The organism is Bacillus sp. Root920, assembly GCF_001429445.1.
Classification (GTDB): domain Bacteria; phylum Bacillota; class Bacilli; order Bacillales; family Bacillaceae; genus Bacillus; species Bacillus safensis.
Genome location: NZ_LMJV01000001.1, coordinates 789,563 through 805,848 on the forward strand (window position 1 = coordinate 789,563; position 16,286 = coordinate 805,848).

At 42.7% G+C, this 16,286-nt stretch carries 16 protein-coding genes and 1 tRNA gene; 10 read left to right on the forward strand and 7 right to left on the reverse strand.

Annotation, left to right across the window (positions count from 1 at the left end; genetic code table 11):
- Positions 1-39: 39 nt before the first annotated feature.
- Together ASE42_RS03610 and ASE42_RS03615 are read right to left on the reverse strand one after the other, a co-directional pair.
- Positions 40-528 carry a ribonuclease gene (locus tag ASE42_RS03610; protein ID WP_024423547.1) on the reverse strand — a complete coding sequence of 163 codons (489 nt, stop codon included), beginning with the start codon at positions 526-528 and terminating at the stop codon, positions 40-42.
- Positions 529-705: 177 nt separating this feature from the next.
- Positions 706-1,683, reverse strand: coding sequence for a 2-hydroxyacid dehydrogenase (locus tag ASE42_RS03615; protein WP_024423546.1), 978 nt, complete (start codon positions 1,681-1,683; stop codon positions 706-708).
- A 553-nt stretch (positions 1,684-2,236) separates the two neighbouring features.
- Here ASE42_RS03615 and ASE42_RS03620 point away from each other — a divergent pair.
- Positions 2,237-2,818: a beta-class carbonic anhydrase gene (locus tag ASE42_RS03620; protein ID WP_024423545.1), complete on the forward strand. Its 582-nt coding sequence runs from the start codon at positions 2,237-2,239 to the stop codon at positions 2,816-2,818.
- A gap of 37 nt (positions 2,819-2,855) precedes the next feature.
- Positions 2,856-4,478: a SulP family inorganic anion transporter gene (locus ASE42_RS03625; RefSeq protein ID WP_024423544.1), complete on the forward strand. Its 1,623-nt coding sequence runs from the start codon at positions 2,856-2,858 to the stop codon at positions 4,476-4,478.
- A 26-nt stretch (positions 4,479-4,504) separates the two neighbouring features.
- On the opposite strand, the gene ASE42_RS03630 is transcribed toward ASE42_RS03625, so the two are convergent.
- Positions 4,505-4,846 (reverse strand): MazG nucleotide pyrophosphohydrolase domain-containing protein, encoded by a 342-nt coding sequence (locus ASE42_RS03630; RefSeq protein WP_024427682.1) that lies wholly within the window; start codon positions 4,844-4,846, stop codon positions 4,505-4,507.
- Positions 4,847-4,983: 137 nt separating this feature from the next.
- On the opposite strand from ASE42_RS03630, the gene ASE42_RS03635 reads away from it, so the two are divergent.
- A complete protein-coding gene (locus ASE42_RS03635) occupies positions 4,984-5,562 on the forward strand; it encodes a TIGR00730 family Rossman fold protein (RefSeq protein ID WP_056765732.1) in 579 nt (192 codons plus the stop codon).
- 60 nt (positions 5,563-5,622) lie between these two features.
- Here ASE42_RS03635 and clpP read toward each other — a convergent pair whose 3' ends face one another.
- A complete protein-coding gene (gene clpP, locus ASE42_RS03640) occupies positions 5,623-6,219 on the reverse strand; it encodes an ATP-dependent Clp endopeptidase proteolytic subunit ClpP (protein WP_024427684.1) in 597 nt (198 codons plus the stop codon).
- Between the two features lie 252 nt (positions 6,220-6,471).
- Here clpP and ASE42_RS03645 point away from each other — a divergent pair.
- Positions 6,472-6,547: transfer RNA gene (locus ASE42_RS03645), tRNA-Arg, on the forward strand.
- 617 nt (positions 6,548-7,164) lie between these two features.
- Positions 7,165-8,331 (forward strand): macrolide family glycosyltransferase, encoded by a 1,167-nt coding sequence (locus tag ASE42_RS03655; protein ID WP_056765735.1) that lies wholly within the window; start codon positions 7,165-7,167, stop codon positions 8,329-8,331.
- 171 nt (positions 8,332-8,502) lie between these two features.
- Here ASE42_RS03655 and ASE42_RS18900 read toward each other — a convergent pair whose 3' ends face one another.
- Positions 8,503-8,658, reverse strand: a complete 156-nt coding sequence (locus tag ASE42_RS18900) for a hypothetical protein (RefSeq protein WP_156403011.1) — start codon at positions 8,656-8,658, stop codon at positions 8,503-8,505.
- A gap of 67 nt (positions 8,659-8,725) precedes the next feature.
- Here ASE42_RS18900 and abc-f point away from each other — a divergent pair, with 67 nt between their 5' ends.
- Entirely contained in the window at positions 8,726-10,285 is a 1,560-nt protein-coding gene (abc-f, locus tag ASE42_RS03660) for a ribosomal protection-like ABC-F family protein (protein ID WP_200956591.1), read from the forward strand.
- A 217-nt stretch (positions 10,286-10,502) separates the two neighbouring features.
- Here abc-f and ASE42_RS03665 read toward each other — a convergent pair whose 3' ends face one another.
- Positions 10,503-11,912 (reverse strand): polysaccharide deacetylase family protein, encoded by a 1,410-nt coding sequence (locus ASE42_RS03665; protein ID WP_056765740.1) that lies wholly within the window; start codon positions 11,910-11,912, stop codon positions 10,503-10,505.
- A 321-nt stretch (positions 11,913-12,233) separates the two neighbouring features.
- Here ASE42_RS03665 and ASE42_RS03670 point away from each other — a divergent pair, with 321 nt between their 5' ends.
- From ASE42_RS03670 to ASE42_RS03685, 4 genes are all read left to right on the forward strand, one after another.
- Positions 12,234-13,262, forward strand: coding sequence for a FecCD family ABC transporter permease (locus ASE42_RS03670; RefSeq protein ID WP_200956586.1), 1,029 nt, complete (start codon positions 12,234-12,236; stop codon positions 13,260-13,262).
- The gene (locus ASE42_RS03675; RefSeq protein ID WP_024423532.1) at positions 13,259-14,260 is read left to right on the forward strand and encodes a FecCD family ABC transporter permease; all 1,002 of its coding nucleotides are present in this window, start codon (positions 13,259-13,261) and stop codon (positions 14,258-14,260) included. The genes ASE42_RS03670 and ASE42_RS03675 overlap by 4 nt, the downstream gene beginning before the upstream one ends.
- Positions 14,261-14,277: 17 nt before the next feature.
- Positions 14,278-15,177 carry an ABC transporter substrate-binding protein gene (locus ASE42_RS03680; RefSeq protein WP_056766841.1) on the forward strand — a complete coding sequence of 300 codons (900 nt, stop codon included), beginning with the start codon at positions 14,278-14,280 and terminating at the stop codon, positions 15,175-15,177.
- 143 nt (positions 15,178-15,320) lie between these two features.
- Positions 15,321-15,545 carry a phage holin gene (locus tag ASE42_RS03685; RefSeq protein ID WP_024423530.1) on the forward strand — a complete coding sequence of 75 codons (225 nt, stop codon included), beginning with the start codon at positions 15,321-15,323 and terminating at the stop codon, positions 15,543-15,545.
- Between the two features lie 86 nt (positions 15,546-15,631).
- Here the strand turns inward: ASE42_RS03685 and slrR are convergent, their stop codons facing one another.
- Positions 15,632-16,102, reverse strand: coding sequence for an HTH-type transcriptional regulator SlrR (gene slrR, locus ASE42_RS03690; protein WP_024426096.1), 471 nt, complete (start codon positions 16,100-16,102; stop codon positions 15,632-15,634).
- Positions 16,103-16,286: the final 184 nt, after the last annotated feature.

Here is a 16,286-nt window from a genome sequence, read left to right on the forward strand (position 1 = left end):
AGACAGCCCCAGATCAAATAGGGCTGTCTTTTTTATTGATTATCGAATACGTGTGAAAGTCGCATAATGGTCTGTTGTTTTGTAAATGAGCCAGTCGCTTGAATACACAAGACGGTCTGCATTGCGGAAGCCTGAAACGTAGTTGATGTCTGCCTCACGCCATGTTCGGCCGCTTGCTGAAGGAAGACGTCCCTCCCGGTTTGAGAAAATATCTCCACCAATGCTTTTACCTGGCGCCACCTCGGCTAGATTTCCCTTAGATGCCACCCATCCGAGAGCACTTGCTTGTGATTTCGTAATGTAGTTATCAGGCAGTCGTTTATAGCGAATTAAATAATCTGCTACACCATCAAACGTATTAATGACGGCAAGGGTGCGCACATCTGGCGTGAGCTGAATAGAAGCAGTTTCAGTTGTGGCTGTTGGTGTAAGAGGTGTTTCTGCATGAGCTTGCTGTGGGACAAATCCAGAAAACAGAATAGCAGCGATCAGAGCGAACATAGTAAAAACCGAACTCAATCTTTTCATCTTCATCCTCCTATTAAGGAAATCGGATGCCGTCCTCTTGATGCTTGTCTAGCTCATATTATAGCACCCGAACATGAAGGAAATGTAAAGAATCAGGATCTTTGCTAAAATGAGGCTTTTCTCCTGATGTCTCCTAAAGAAATAAATAAAAAGACGCAGTTTCTGCGTCTTTTCAGTTCAAGATGAAGCAAGCTCCTTCACAACATCAACAGGCGCCTTCCCATCTATTCCATGAATCACATTATGAATGGCTCGTTTTAGCATGAGATCCCTTGTTGTTTCAGTAGCGGAACCGATGTGAGGGGCTAGGGTGACATTGTTCATCTCTTTGAAAGGATGATCCTCTTGAAGCGGTTCCTGCTCATACACATCAAGACCAGCGCCTTTGATCCATCCCTCCTGAAGTGCTTGAATGAGGCTTTGTTCATCCACTGTTTTCCCGCGGGAAATGTTTACAAATAAAGCCGTTTGCTTCATTAACTTCAATTCTCGTTCCCCAATCATATGATATGTTTCCTCGGTCAGCGGTGTAATCAACACGATGATATCAGCTTGTTTTAAAAGATCATCAAGTGCACAATAGACAGCGCCATACGCCGATTCAGCCTTTTCATTCCGGCTTCGGTTATGATAAAGAACGTTCATATCAAAACCATGTGCTGCCCGTTTGGCCACTTGTTCTCCGATACGTCCCATGCCAATAATACCGAGCGTTTGGTGATGTACGTCAATGCCAAAGATCTCTTCTTCCTGTACGAATTTCGTCCATTTTCCTTCACGGATAAAACGGTCAAGCTCGGCGATTCTTCGCGCAGAGGAGAGAATGAGCGAAAAGGCAAGGTCAGCCACGGTATGATCGAGCGTATAAGGAGTATGCGTACCAATCACGCCTCTTTGCCTCATCGCTTCTATATCAAAATTGTCATAGCCGACAGAGTTATTGCTCACCACCTTGAGTTTTGGTGCGTGATCTAACAGCTCTTGATCGATTTTTGTTCCAGACGTTAAAAGACCATCAGCGTGCTGCAGCTTCTCAAACAACATGTCTCTTGGAATAGGGTCTTTGGATTGCCAAACCTCGTATGTACAATGTTCCTTTAGCATTTCCTCAAAAGAGGCAGGCAAGGGTTTGGCGACAAAAATGTGTGGTGTCACAGTCAATTCGCTCCTTTCACTTGGTCATCTTACTCCTTTTATTATAAAGCAACGATTTCGGCAGAACACGTTTGAATATTAGCAGCTCAATATTTAATATACTGAAATAACGGTAAAGAAAGACATTTTCTTAGTGAAAAAGTAGATTCTTATGCCATCTGATGCATTTTTTATCTATATAAAAATAAGCTGATAGTAGATGAGACATATGAAATTGCAAAAAATTACGAGAGATTATCTGACAAACTGGAAAATAGATCGAGACTTTTTGATAGAAAATTTATTATATTTGAAATGTATTAAACGGGATGGTCATTTTCTACTAAACCATTTTATTGTCTTTTGGTGTGATGAGAACAATAGATTAAAAACAAACCCGCGAAGCCGTTGGGATGCAGCGTAAAATAGAGAAAATGATGATATTTCTTCTCATCGTTTTCTCATTTTTTTCTTTTTTTTCTATCATTTTTCTTCTCTATTCTTGAGAACACAAGAAAGAAAAGGAGGACAGAAACGAGCTTACGTTACTTAAAAAAAGATGGGAGATGGCAAAATGGAGTCAAAATTAGAACAGATTCTTCAGCACAATTCAGAGTTTGTGAATGAGAGACATTATGAGCCTTACAAAGCGGGAAAATTTCCTGAGAAAAAACTGGTTATTTTAACGTGCATGGATACCCGTCTTTTGGAATTATTGCCGCAATCTATGGGTCTGCGCAACGGGGATGCAAAAATCATTAAGAATGCAGGCGCCATCGTGACACATCCGTTCGGCAGTGTGATGCGGAGTATCCTGCTAGCTATCTATGAACTAAAGGCAGAGGAAGTATGCATTGTAGGGCATCATGAATGCGGAATGGCAGGTCTTGCGGCGGACCCTTTACTTGAAAAGGCGAAAGCACGCGGAATCGAAGAGAAATGCTTAAGCATTGTGAAAAACTCAGGAGTTGATTTAAAGGGCTGGCTGACAGGCTTTGATTCAGTTGAAGAAAGCGTGGCCCAAAGTGTGAAATTAGTGAAAGAGCATCCACTGATGCCAAGTGATGTGGCAGTTCATGGACTGGTGATTCACCCAGCGACAGGAAAGCTGGATGTCGTAGTGAAAGACAAACAAATTGACCCACAGTATACCTAAATCATCTACACATACTTGAAGGAGGCCAACACATACCATGCGTTTTTATGGAAGATTTGAAGGGTACAATTCATCAAAGTTTAGACGCGATTTAATCGCTGGGCTTGTCGTGGGCGTTGTGGCAATTCCTTTAGGCATGGCATTTGCCATTGCATCTGGTGTCGGACCAGAATATGGATTATACACAGTCATCGTTGCCGGCATTTTGATTTCATTGTTTGGTGGTTCAAAGTATCAGATCGGCGGGCCGACCGGGGCGTTTGTTCCAATTTTATTCGGGATCGTCAGCCAGTACGGTATTGAAAACTTGCTCATTGCCGGTTTTATGGCAGGCTGTATGCTTGTATTATTCGGAATATTCAAACTAGGAAAGCTCATGAAATTTATTCCTCGTCCGGTTATCATCGGTTTTACTGCTGGCATTGCTGTCATTATTTTTTCAGGACAGATTGCCAACTTCCTCGGATTAAAGGGTGTTGAAAAACATGAAAGCTTTTTCCTCAATATGAGAGAAATCGTGGTGCATCTTGGTACCACAAACAGTCTCGCCATTATCACAGCCGTCATCGGGCTCATCGTGATTTTGGCGGCACAAAAATACATTCCCAAAATACCTGGTGCTCTATTAGGTTTATTGGCTTCTACGTTTCTAGCCGTTCTCTTTTTTCAAGGACAAGTTGAAACGATTGGCTCTGCATATGGTGAAATCCCTCGTCAGCTGCCAACCTTCGCTTTTCCTGAATTGACGATTGAAAAAATGATATACCTCCTGCCTCCAGCAATTGTCATTGCGCTTTTAGGCGGCGTGGAATCGATTTTATCCGCAATGGTCGCTGATAATATGAAAGGCTCTAAGCATGACAGCAATAAAGAGCTTGTGGGGCAAGGAATTGCCAATATGGCGGCACCGCTTTTCGGAGGAATTCCAGCGACGGGAGCTATTGCCCGAACGGCCACGAACATAAAAAATGGCGGGGCAAGTCCGATTTCTGGTGTGGTGCATGGCGTTGTCGTCTTGCTGATCTTAATGGTATTTGCGCCGTATGCGTCGATGATTCCACTTGCTGCAATGGCACCGATTTTAATGTTTGTTGCTTGGAATATGAGTGAGAGAAAAGAGTTTATCAATATTTTGAAAGTGAAAAATGCTGATTCGCTTGTACTGGTCGTGACCTTCCTGCTCACAGTGATCGGTGATTTGATTATTGGCGTCACTGCTGGTCTCATTTTAGCGTTTATCGCCTTTATCAAAAAAATGAGCCAGACGACCAATATCCATACAAATGTCGCCGTTCCTCAAATGGAAACAGCAGCTGCTTTAGAAAAACAGACAGAGGAGAAAGGGATCAGTATGTATTCCATTGAAGGGCCGCTCTTTTTCGGAACAACAGATTCATTAGAAAATTCGATATTGGATCATGTTCAAACAAAACCGAAAACGCTCATTCTGCTTATGAATAAAGTCAATTACATGGACACATCGGCAGAAGCGGTTCTAATGAATATCTCCAATCGGTTAAAGCATCATAATGGAAAGCTGATGATCGTTGGACTTCAATCACAGCCTAAGGAGCTTTTGCATCGAACGGGACTATTCCATCATATCGGAAAACAGCATTTCTTTGAACGAACGGATGACATTTCACCACAGCATCTTTAAGGCGTAAAAAACACGTGACAGCTTGGTCACGTGTTTTTTACTGGCTCTTTTTCTCCAGAAAAACGCTTTGTGAGTTTTTGTTGATGAGCGCTGAAGATCTCTTCTACTGTGACATCATATTGATCCGCTAAAATGAGGAGATTTGCTAAAACATCTCCCATTTCTTCAATGAGTTCTTTCTTCAGCTCAGATGATTCCTGTCTCTGCTCATCAGGCCGGTCTCGTCCGATTTCTATTGCTCTAACAGCTCGAGCGAGTTCTCCCGTTTCTTCCATTAAGAAGCCTAACCGGATAAACGGTCCGTATTCTGTCCAATTTCTCGTTTGATAAAAATCCTTGATCCACTTCTCCATCTCAGTTGTTTGCATTCTCTCTTTACAGCTCCTTATATGGTGTTCACTCTTTTGATTTTACACTATATATAGAAGAAATGGCTGTTTCTTTACAAATCATTATAGTAGAATGAGTGGGTGAAGAAATCATAGAGAGAGATGGGGCTGTTTTGATGAAAACGATTTGTGTGTTTGCTGGTTCGAATCCAGGTGTAAATGATGTCTATAAACAAAAGGCTGTAGAGCTGGGTGCTTATATGGCGAAGCAGGGCATTCGTCTTGTTTACGGCGGATCGCGTATTGGGTTAATGGGCGCGATTGCCGATGAGGTCATGAGACATGGCGGGCAAGTGATCGGGGTCATGCCTAAGGGACTTTTTAGAGGAGAAGTCGTGCATCAAGAGCTGACAGAGCTAATTGAGGTAACAGGCATGCATGAACGAAAAGCAAAAATGGGCGAGCTGGCCGATGGGTTTATTGCGATGCCAGGCGGCTTTGGTACATATGAAGAATTATTTGAGGTGCTGTGCTGGGCACAAATCGGCATCCATCAAAAGCCGATTGGATTGTATCAAGTGAATGACTACTTCAACCCGCTCATAGACATGGTGAAATTTAGTATACAAGAAGGTTTTTCGAATGAATCACACCTTCAATTGTTACATGCTTCGAGTGAACCGGAGGAATTAATCACGCAGATGGCTTCTTATCAAACACCGTCTCTTCAGCAGAAATGGACGGAGCTGTCTTAAAGTATATGTCAATGACAAAAAACCGTCTGTTCAAGGAACAGACGGTTTGTGTTGTGATCATTATTTTTGGTCTTCTGTATTACGGGTCAAGACTTTGTCAATGAGTCCGTATTGAAGTGCTTCTTCCGCTGTTTTGAAGTTGTCACGATCTGTATCGCGCTCAATGACTTCAATTGGCTGACCAGTACGTTCAGCAAGTACTTGGTTCAGTTTATCGCGTAAGGAAAGGATTCGTTTTGCCGCAATTTCAATTTCTGTTGCTTGACCTTGGGCACCACCGAGTGGTTGGTGAATCATGACTTCACTGTTTGGAAGAGCATAACGCTTACCTTTTTCTCCAGCAGCAAGCAGGAACGCACCCATAGATGCAGCCATACCAATACAAATAGTTGATACCTTTGGTTTAATAAATTGCATCGTATCGTAAATGGCCATACCAGCTGTGATTGAACCGCCAGGGCTGTTAATGTAGATAGAAATATCTTTTTCTGGATCTTCAGCTTCTAAGAAAAGCAGCTGTGACACGATGGAGTTGGCAACATTGTCATCGATCGCAGAACCAAGCATGATAATACGGTCTTTTAAAAGACGAGAATAAATGTCGTAAGCTCTTTCCCCACGATTTGTTTGCTCAATGACTGTAGGTATTAAATTCATAATGTTCCTCCTTCACCTTTTAGGTAAGTATGTAATTCAATGATACATTTTTGGTCAATAAAGGTCAAACAAAACGCTGACCTAAATTCAAATACCCCTATCCATTTTCCCCAAAATCATTCCACTTCAAACCATCATATTAGTGTATGAATACAAAGTAAGAAAATACATCTCATGACGAATGATTAATCATTGCTTTCTTGCAGCATTTCCCTTATAATTTGATATGCTGACGTTCAAAAAACATATCGTGCGCTCGTAGCTCAGTTGGATAGAGCGGTGGTTTCCGGTACCACGTCTGCCGGGGGTTCGAATCCCTCCGAGCGCGTATCTGACCTTGCTTACGATGATAAAGGTCTTTCATGAACCCCTCTTCATATGGAGAGAGGTTTTTTTGTGTTCATTCGGGTTTATCGTTCACTAGGGTGAGGGAAGTGAAAAAATGATCTGGTTGCAAGCCAGCAACATCTATCCGTATATAATAAAATAGCCCCCACTCTTAACTTAAGAATGGGGGTTATTGCTATAAAGGGGTTACCTGCCTTTTTGGTCTTTCCTGTAAATAACCGCAGGTATAATTGTAAGGAGAACAATGATAAATCCAATCACGGATACAGTATTTTTTATTGTATTGTCATTCACAGTGAAGTTTGCCACGATCATTGCCGCTAGACAAAGAATGATAATTAAATAACTGTATTTCTCCAAGACTTTCACAAAATATCCCTCCAATATGAAGCTGAAAATAATATTATGACTAATTATACAAGAATAAATAATAAAGGGTTATATTGGATGTTTGCTCGTGAGAAGGCGTTATGTTCATGTCCCTCCATGAAATACTGGACGTAAGACTCATTTCTTCCCTTTTCAGGCGTATTTGTTGAGCCGGCTTACTGTATATGATTAACATGGAAGGGAATTGACAATGAGGAGGAATTTCTTGTGGCGAAGATTTTATTGATTACGTTTCCAGCTGAAGGACACGTGAACCCTATGTTAGGAATGATTAAAGCATGGGCGGATCGAGGCGATGAAGTGCATGCGGTCACAACTGTACATTATGAGGAACGGATCAAACGCTTAGGCGCTCACGTACATATACATCCAGACTATATTCGGACATTACATGTGGAAGAAGGAGATATAGATTCTATGCAGCCGTTCTTTCATGCCATGCTGCAAACATCATATGATATTTTAGAGGTGGTGGAAACACTTTCCGAGAATCATTCATTTGATTTGGTTTACTTTGATATGTTTGGGGCAGGGGAGCTTGTTCGAGATTATTTGCACATTCCGAGCATTGGGTCCAACCCATCTTTTGTGCTGCAAGAGGCGCATTTTGATACACCGCTATACAGAAAGGATGAGAAAGCCGATCATCTGTTAGAAAAAATACAAGAGCGTTTTGGCGTTCAGCCAACGCGTTTGATGCAATTTATGAAAAACCGTGGAGAACTGAATATCGTCTATACAAGTGAATATTTCCAGCCGTCTGTTGATTCGTTAAACGATTCGTTTGTCTTCATTGGACCGAGCTTTCTAAAAAGAGCCGACCAGCATGATTTCCCGCTGGAAGCACTTGAGCAAGAAAAAGTCGTTTTTATTTCCATGGGCACCGTTCTTGGGGATACAGAAGCATTTTTTAATATGTGTATAGATGCTTTCGAAGACTTTGACGGAAAAGTGATTATCGCAACAGGTGAAAAAGTAGATCGTTCTCTCTTAAAAGAGGCGCCTGCTCATTTTCTGATCGAGCCTTATGTGCCGCAGCTTGAAGTGCTCGAACTGACAGATGTGTTTATAACGCACGGCGGGATGAATAGTGTCAATGAAGGTATTCATTACCACGTTCCGATGGTCGTCATTCCAGTCGACAAAGATCAGCCGATGGTGGCACAAAGACTGACCGAATTATCTGCTGCCTGTACACTTGATAAAGATCAGCTGACACCAAAGCAGCTAAGAGAAACTGTTGAGAAGGTTTTAGGCAGTGACACGTACCGTGCGGGGATTGAGAAAATTGAAGAAAGCTTCCAAGCAGCAGGTGGAACAGAAAAAGCATTAAAGGTGATCGACCAATTCATACAAGCGAAACAGACTCAATAGATAACGTTTTTTCAAAGGTGGCTGCCATATTCAAATGGAATCCCGCTTGACAAAAAATAACCAATCTTTTATCGTATACGTAACAAACGACGGAAGGGTGACCCAATGCAATGAAGTACTAATCCTATGACCTGTAAGCAAAATGAACGAACGAAGGCAGTGAGCAAACGATCAGTTTGCCATGTTTGCTGCGTTTTCATTTTTTAGCTTCGGAATAGGATGGTACAGCTTGGGATTCAAAGAATAAGGTGATTGATACGTGGGATGTGTGTGTTTGAATATGAACGGCACACATACTGCTGGATCAATCCGCTTATTTTTGTACACCATTTTGCCTCCTATTCTGAGAATAGGAGGCTTTTTCATGTCTCCTGATACGAAAGGAGAGGATTGGATGTTACTAAAAGCCAATCAGTTAAAGGTATTTAGAAAAGATCGCTTGTTATTTGATATTGAGGAGCTAGCCATCCATCAAGGTGATCGCATTGGTCTTGTAGGGACAAATGGCAGTGGGAAAACGACTTTATTGCATGTGCTGGCGGGGCAGGAAACACCAGACAGCGGCACAGTTGCCGCCACAGCGGTCTGTACGCTGCTTCCTCAATTGAAACAAGGAGACGGCAGACAGAGTGGCGGTGAAATGACCCAGGCTTATATTGAAAGAGCATTAAGCCGGCCGTCTGCCCTTTTATTAGCAGATGAACCGACCACTCATTTGGATACGGAGCATATTGAGTGGATAGAAGATAAGCTGCGTCATTATCAAGGAGCTCTCATTGTTGTTTCACATGATCGTGCTTTTTTAGATGCAATATGTACGGAGATTTGGGAGCTGGATCATGGGAAGCTACATCATTACAAAGGCAATTACACACATTTTGCACAGCAAAAAGAGCTGGCACATCGTCAGCAGGTGGAAGCGTATGAAGCCTATACACAAAAGAAAAAACAGTTAGAGCATGCACTTGAAAAGAAAAAGAAAAAGGCGGACAAAGCGACAAAGCCCTCCCAAAAGGTGAAATCCTCAGGACCTAAAATTGCAAAGCCCTACTATGCAAATAAGCAAAAAAAACTGCAAAAAACAGCCAAATCCATTGAAACAAGGATGGAGAAATTAGAAAAGGTGGAGAAGGTAAAGGACATTCAGCCTATTCAAATGACTCAGCATACGATGAAGGAAACAGCAAGCCGTACCATTTTGAGAGTGGAAAATGTAGATGGCAAGGCGGGAGATAAAGTGCTTTGGAGGCAGGCGAATGTGGAAGTGAGGGGCGGAGACAAGGTTGCCATTATCGGAAAGAACGGGAGCGGCAAAACGACATTTCTCCGTATGTTAGTGAATGGACATCCCGGAGTTACTCGTTCAGAGGCTGTCAAGCTAGCCTATTTTCGTCAGGATCTGTCAGGATTGAAGGTAGATGAATCGATTTTACAAAATGCGCTGAAAGAGGCAGTTCAAGATGAGACAGTGGTTCGAACGGTTTTGGCGAGACTAGGATTTAGAGGAGATGATGTGCATAAGCCTGTTGAGGTATTAAGCGGGGGAGAACGGGTGAAGACGATGCTTGCGTCCTTACTCGTCAGTGACGCCAATGTTCTCATGCTGGATGAACCGACGAACTTTTTAGATCTGGCGGCAGTTGAAGCACTTGAAGGTCTATTGAAGGATTACCCAGGTACCGTTGTGTTTGTTTCCCACGATCGCAGGCTGATTGAAGAGGTTGCCACTCGTATTTTCCATATTCATGAGGAACGTATTGAAGGATTTGACGGCACATATGAAGCCTATAAACAAAAGGAAGAAAAACCAGCTGTAACAAATAGAGAAGAGGAGCTTCTGTTAATTGATATGCAGCTGTCTGAAGTGCTCAGCCGTTTAAGTATTGAGCCGTCGCAAGAGCTTGAAGAGACATTTCAAGCATTATTGAAACAAAAAAAGTCTTTGGAGTCGTAAAAGAAAACCCCTGTTTACTCTACAGGGGTTTCAGCGTGTAGACAAACCCTCGCATTCGTTGTCAGTCCTGCGTGCCGGTGCTCACGAATGTCAAATTCGCTCCGCTCCGGTACTCGTCCTTCCTAGGGCTGCAAAGGTTTTCCATCACGCTGAAAAGAAGACAAAGAGCTAAAATAAAGATCATTTTAGCCCTTTGTCAACAATCTAAAACCCCTGTTTACTCGACAGGGGTTTGTTCATGTCGTTCTTTTTTTAATTGTTCAAGTTCACTCACTGTGACGAGCTGGTAGCCTTGTTTGGTGAGTTCATGGATGATCTTTACGGCAGCTTGGGCTGAACTTTCATAAATATCGTGCATTAACACTGTTCTGCCATCAGCTGCATGTGAGAGAACGCGGTTTGTGATTTGCTGGCTGTTGCGGATTTTCCAATCCTCTGGATCAACATCCCACAAAGTGACCTTCATCCCAATTGCATGATTGATATCTTGATTTGTACCGCCATATGGCGGTCTAAAGTGCGTAGGTGTATATCCGCTCGCTTTCTCAATCAGCTGCTGGGTGTCCTTCACTTGTTTCACCGCTTCATCTAAAGGCAGTCTTGTTAATAAAGGGTGATTGTAGGAATGGTTTCCGATCTCATTCCCGCCTTTTAAAATATCGGCAAGCATTCCAGGGTAATATTGCACCCTGCTGCCTAATACGAAAAAGGTAGCATGTCCTTTATTTGCCTTCAGCGCATCTAAAATTTTTGAGGTTGTCGCTGGATTCGGTCCATCATCAAATGTGAGTGCGATGGCTTTTTTATTCGGGTCAAGCTTTGATTTTTGCGGCAGCTTGACGGCTTTTCTTTTTGGATTCGGTTCTTTCATTTCATTTTTATTTTTCAGTTTATCCATATATTCTGGCTTTAATATGTCCTTCAGCAATGTCTTTTTGATCGCGAGTGTTTGCGGACCAAGATCCTCTGCGGCTACTTGAGATGCAGGGAAATAAAATTCTACATATTTGTCTTTCAAGGCAAATTGACTGAAGTTTTGAGCATCAGGGGCTGTTCCTTTCTGAAGGAGAGGCTGATCCTTAGATAAGGTTTTGTCCTTCCGAAGCTCTGTATATGTAATATAGGATAATTTCTTTAAATAATTGGTTTTAGGCAGAAATAAATCTCTTGTGTCAAGAAAGGTTTTTTTCTGAAAATCAAAGTTAATCGTGAGATGATTGGTGGTTCCATTTTGCTGGCCAGTATACGTATAGGTCGTAAAACGAATGGCAGCAGACTGCTTCGCATAATGCACCATTTCATAATCAATATTCAGTTCATAGCGTTTATGTTCATCGATATCCTTTGCTTCACTGAATGTTTTTTTGAAATGCTCTAATGCCGAATTGGCATAGCTTTGAATCTTATCATCTAGCTCTTTTTGATGAAAAAGAGGATAGTTGACTGCATATCTCATAAATTTCCCGTCATTTACGAGAGTGACAATTTCTACGTTTTTATAGTTCGTATCCTGCTTTACATTTTTCTTCTCTGTACCGCTTGCTTGTTGATTTTGAAAGAAAGCAACTGCTCCAATGACGACTGCAAGCGCAAATAGGACGATACTCCATTTTCCCTTTACTGACACAACTTTCAAATCTCCTCTCATGACGGGTCATTCTTTATTAGTTTGACATCTGTTTGTAATATTTTCATAACATTTGACTTACTTTTGTAATTTTAGGGGATAATCATGCGAAATGTCAACTATTTTCCTATTAAACTATGAGAAAAAATGATAGGCCGTTCTAAGCGTCAAAAAGAAATCTCCTTTCTCTGCTCGCACATACCTTCATTAATTAAAAAATAGGGTGTACATTGATTTTTTAGAGACTGGCGGCTATAATTTTGTTGATTATGATTCTCATTTTCAAACTGACTTTTAATGAAGAAAAGGATGACACCGATTTTGCAGGATAAGCGAACACCTCAACAAAAACGATCATCACATATTCTGTTCTTTTTGATATTTTTTCTCGCCGTTATTGGTTTAGCGGCTGCCATGTTTTTTGCTGTGTCATACGGTGCAAAAACATTGTCTCTGCAAACGGTTTGGACAGCTGTATTTGACTACCAGTCAAATGTGACAGAGCAGCAGATCATCCATGAATTAAGACTCCCTCGTGTTTTAGGGGCAGCTCTAGTGGGAGCGGCGTTTGCCGTAGCGGGTGCTCTTATGCAGGGCATCACAAGAAATCCACTGGCAGATGCGGGGATTTTGGGCATTAATGGAGGTGCGATGTTTGTGGTCGCTCTCTGTTTTGCTTTTTTTCCAGGAATACCTTATTCGGCACTGATGTTTTTTTCCTTTATTGGTGCTGTGCTCAGTACGCTGCTGATCTTTGCGATTGGTGCGGCTGGCGGCGTATTGACACCGCTGCGCCTCACTGTGGCAGGGGCGGTTGTAGCGGCATTGCTTCATGCGCTCAGCTCTGGGATCGCGATTTATTTTGACCTGAGTCAGGATCTGGCTTTTTGGTATGCAGGCGGGGTAGCTGGTATGAAATGGCCGCAGCTGACGATTCTCGCCCCGGTTATTCTGATTGTGATCTTATGGGCAATGCTATTAGGCCGGTCACTTTCCTTACTATCGCTCGGTGAAGATACAGCGGCAAATTTAGGGGTGAAAACACGACAAGTGCGAATACTAGGAATGACCGCTGCTGTGTTATTAGCAGGGGTTTCTGTATCAGCAGTCGGGTCGATTGGGTTTGTCGGTCTCGTCATCCCGCATATTGCACGAAAGCTTGTTGGTGTAGACTATCGTTTCGTTATTCCGATGTCAGCGATATTAGGCGCAATGCTACTTGTCTTTGCAGACCTTGCCAGCCGAACAGTCAATCCGCCAAGAGAGCTTGCCATTGGCGTGATGGTGGCACTTGTTGGTGTTCCTTTCTTCTTATACATTGCCAGAAAAGAAGGGAGGAACCTGTCATGAGAGAGAAACAGCGTGCTCTTGTCGTGACACTCGTTTTGCTTTGCCTGAGTGCGGCTGTTGTGCTGTATAGTTTAAATACCGGTACGCTGAAACTAAGCCCTGTCATGGTCGTCAAGACGTTATTTGGCTTTGGAGATTTCCAAAGTGAAACGGTGCTGTTTGACTATCGTCTGCCTCGAATTGTGGTGACGATGTTAGCTGGTATTGGTCTTGGCATTGCTGGCGGCATTTTGCAGAGCTTATCCCGTAACCCGCTGGCCGATCCTGGGATTATTGGATTGAATGCAGGGGCAGCCTTTGGCTTAATTGTGTTTGTGACATATTTTCACGCACTTGAAGGCAATCCGTCTCTTCTTATTCCGCTCTTTACGTTTGGCGGCGGACTGCTTGCGGCAGCGGTCATCGTGCTTCTTGCATATGACCGGCATGAAGGGCTTGTTCCTATCCGGCTGATCTTAGTTGGCATTGCGGTTGCTGCGGGATTTAGTGCACTCACCTTATATTTGTCATTGAAGCTGGATGAAGATACATACACGTTTGCTTCAAGGTGGCTTGTGGGCAATGTATGGGGGAGAGACTGGATTCATGTGCTGGCGCTTCTGCCTTGGATTGTATGCCTTGTGCCGCTTACGCTGATGCAGACGAACACGCTCAATGCATTGACATTAGGAGATGCTGTCGCCTCAAGTGTAGGTGTACGTGTCCAGCGTAAACGTCTTCTCCTCTTGACTTTAGCGGTAGGCCTCGCGAGTGCAAGTGTTTCAATGACAGGTGGTATTGGCTTTATTGGCCTCGTCGCCCCGCATTTGGCTAGGAGGCTCGTCGGTTCACTGCATCAGTATTTTTTACCAGTTAGTGCGCTGCTTGGCTTGTTGATTTTGGTCAGTGCCGATACAATCGGACGTTCCATCTTTGCTCCAAATGCCATACCGGCGGGTGTGGTCGTGGCCTTTATCGGTGCCCCGTATTTTCTCTATTTATTAACTAAAACGAAATAAATATGAAAGAGGAACTCATCATGAAAAAACTACTAGTAATTGGATTAACGCTCTGTTTCTTGCTGCTTGCCGCTTGCGGACAACAGGAAACAAAAAATACAACAAATGAAAAGACCAATGGCACACCAAAGATTGCTTCCTTGTCTATTCATTTAACAAATGACTTGTTAGCACTCGGTATCAAACCGGCGGGCTCTGTTGTAGGAGGAGACTTAAAAGATTTCCTTCCACATGCGAAAAAGCAGCTGAGTCAGACGAAAAAGCTCGGCATTGCATCTGATCCAGATATGGAATCACTGCTTGCGTTACAACCAGATGTCATTTATGTTGATGAAGAATTAGCCGGACAAGACTTATCGAAATATAAGAAGATCGCCAAAACAGAAGTGTTTAATTTAAATGATGGCACATGGCGGGATCATTTGAAAAAAATCGCCAAACACGTCAATAAAGAAAAAGAAGCGGATCAATATATTAAGAGTTACAATCAAGAAGCAAAAGAGGTCAAATCGCTCATCAAGAAAAAGATTGGAAACGGAAAAGTCATGGCGATCCGTGTGACAGCAAAGGAGCTTCGCGTATTTAGCATGAAGCGCCCAATGGGTCCTATTTTATACGAGGATTTAGGCCTGACACCTGTCGATGGTGTGAAAAAGCTGGACAGCAAGCGCCCATTTGAAGTGATTTCTCAAGAGGTTCTTCCTGATTATGATGCTGATGCGATCTTTGTCGTTGTCAACCGTGATGATAAAGCGCAGCAGGCATTCAAGCAATTAGAAAAGACTCCGATTTGGAAGGGTCTAAAAGCAGTGAAGAAAAACCAAGTCTATCCGATTGCCGATCAGCCTTGGCTCGATTACTCAGCTCTAGGCAATAAAATGGCATTGGATGAAGCAAAAGAGATGTTTTCTAAATAAATAGCAAATAAATCAGGCATCATTCCGCATATAGGAATGATGTCTCTTTTTTTGATTCGTTCTTCTATTCATTCGGCTGATGCATACATATGAGAGAGAACGAGCAATACCGCCCGTGAGAAGAGGAAAGGGAGGGGTTACAGTTGGAGGTTCAAAAAATTAGTGCAGGTACAATTGCAAGGCTTGTGCTGCTTTTACTGGCGCTTGTTAACAGTGCGCTAACTGCTGCAGGAAAAAGCCCAATTCCTATTGATGAAGAAGGCGTTCAACAATTCATCACACTGGCCTTTCTGGGAATTACATCACTATGGGCCTATTGGAAAAACAATGATATAACGAAAAAAGCACGAACAAAAAAAGAAGAATAACAGAAAAAAGAGCCTTTCATGAATCAAAGGCTCTTTTTCATCGAAGCGTCAAACGCCTCTCCCCGCAATCATTCTTCCTGAAAGGCTTACGCCCGGCGTTCTCCCATGTTGTTGAGGAAAGCTTTTACTTCCTCAATGCTTAAGCCAATTGCCTTTGCTTCACTCATTAGACGCTTCCACTCTGCGATATTTGAATCCGTCAGCTTTCTATGGGTGACATGTAACGACTTCTCTTCCTGCTCCTTTCGGTACGTTTGGAGCAGCTGATAGAGCTCTTCTTTAGGCATGCCTGATTGGACGGCACTTACGATATGCTCCCGCCATTCGTGTTCACCACCCTCAGCGTAATGAAACATCATCGTCTCTGCATCAAACAGCTCTTGTAAATCAATCTCTAGTGAAGAGGATACCTTTTTTAAGAACTGGACAGATGGATTTCTGTGGACACCACGCTCAATTTTGCTCAAATATGACTTAGAGACATGAGCATCCTCAGCCAGCTGCTGAATCGAGTATCCTTTTCTCTTTCGGTAAATGCGTATCACCTTGCCTATCATTCGATCAATGATCTCCCTTCTCACCGGCGAATAGTTCTGCGACCTTTTCGTTCATTATAAGAAATAAATTGTTCTTTATAAAATTCAAAAACGTAAGAATCAGGAAGTAAACAAAAGAAAACGAACGATTTCGTTCTTTAAAAAGAACTATAAGACCTATTATGACATTTTTCTTTGCGGGTAT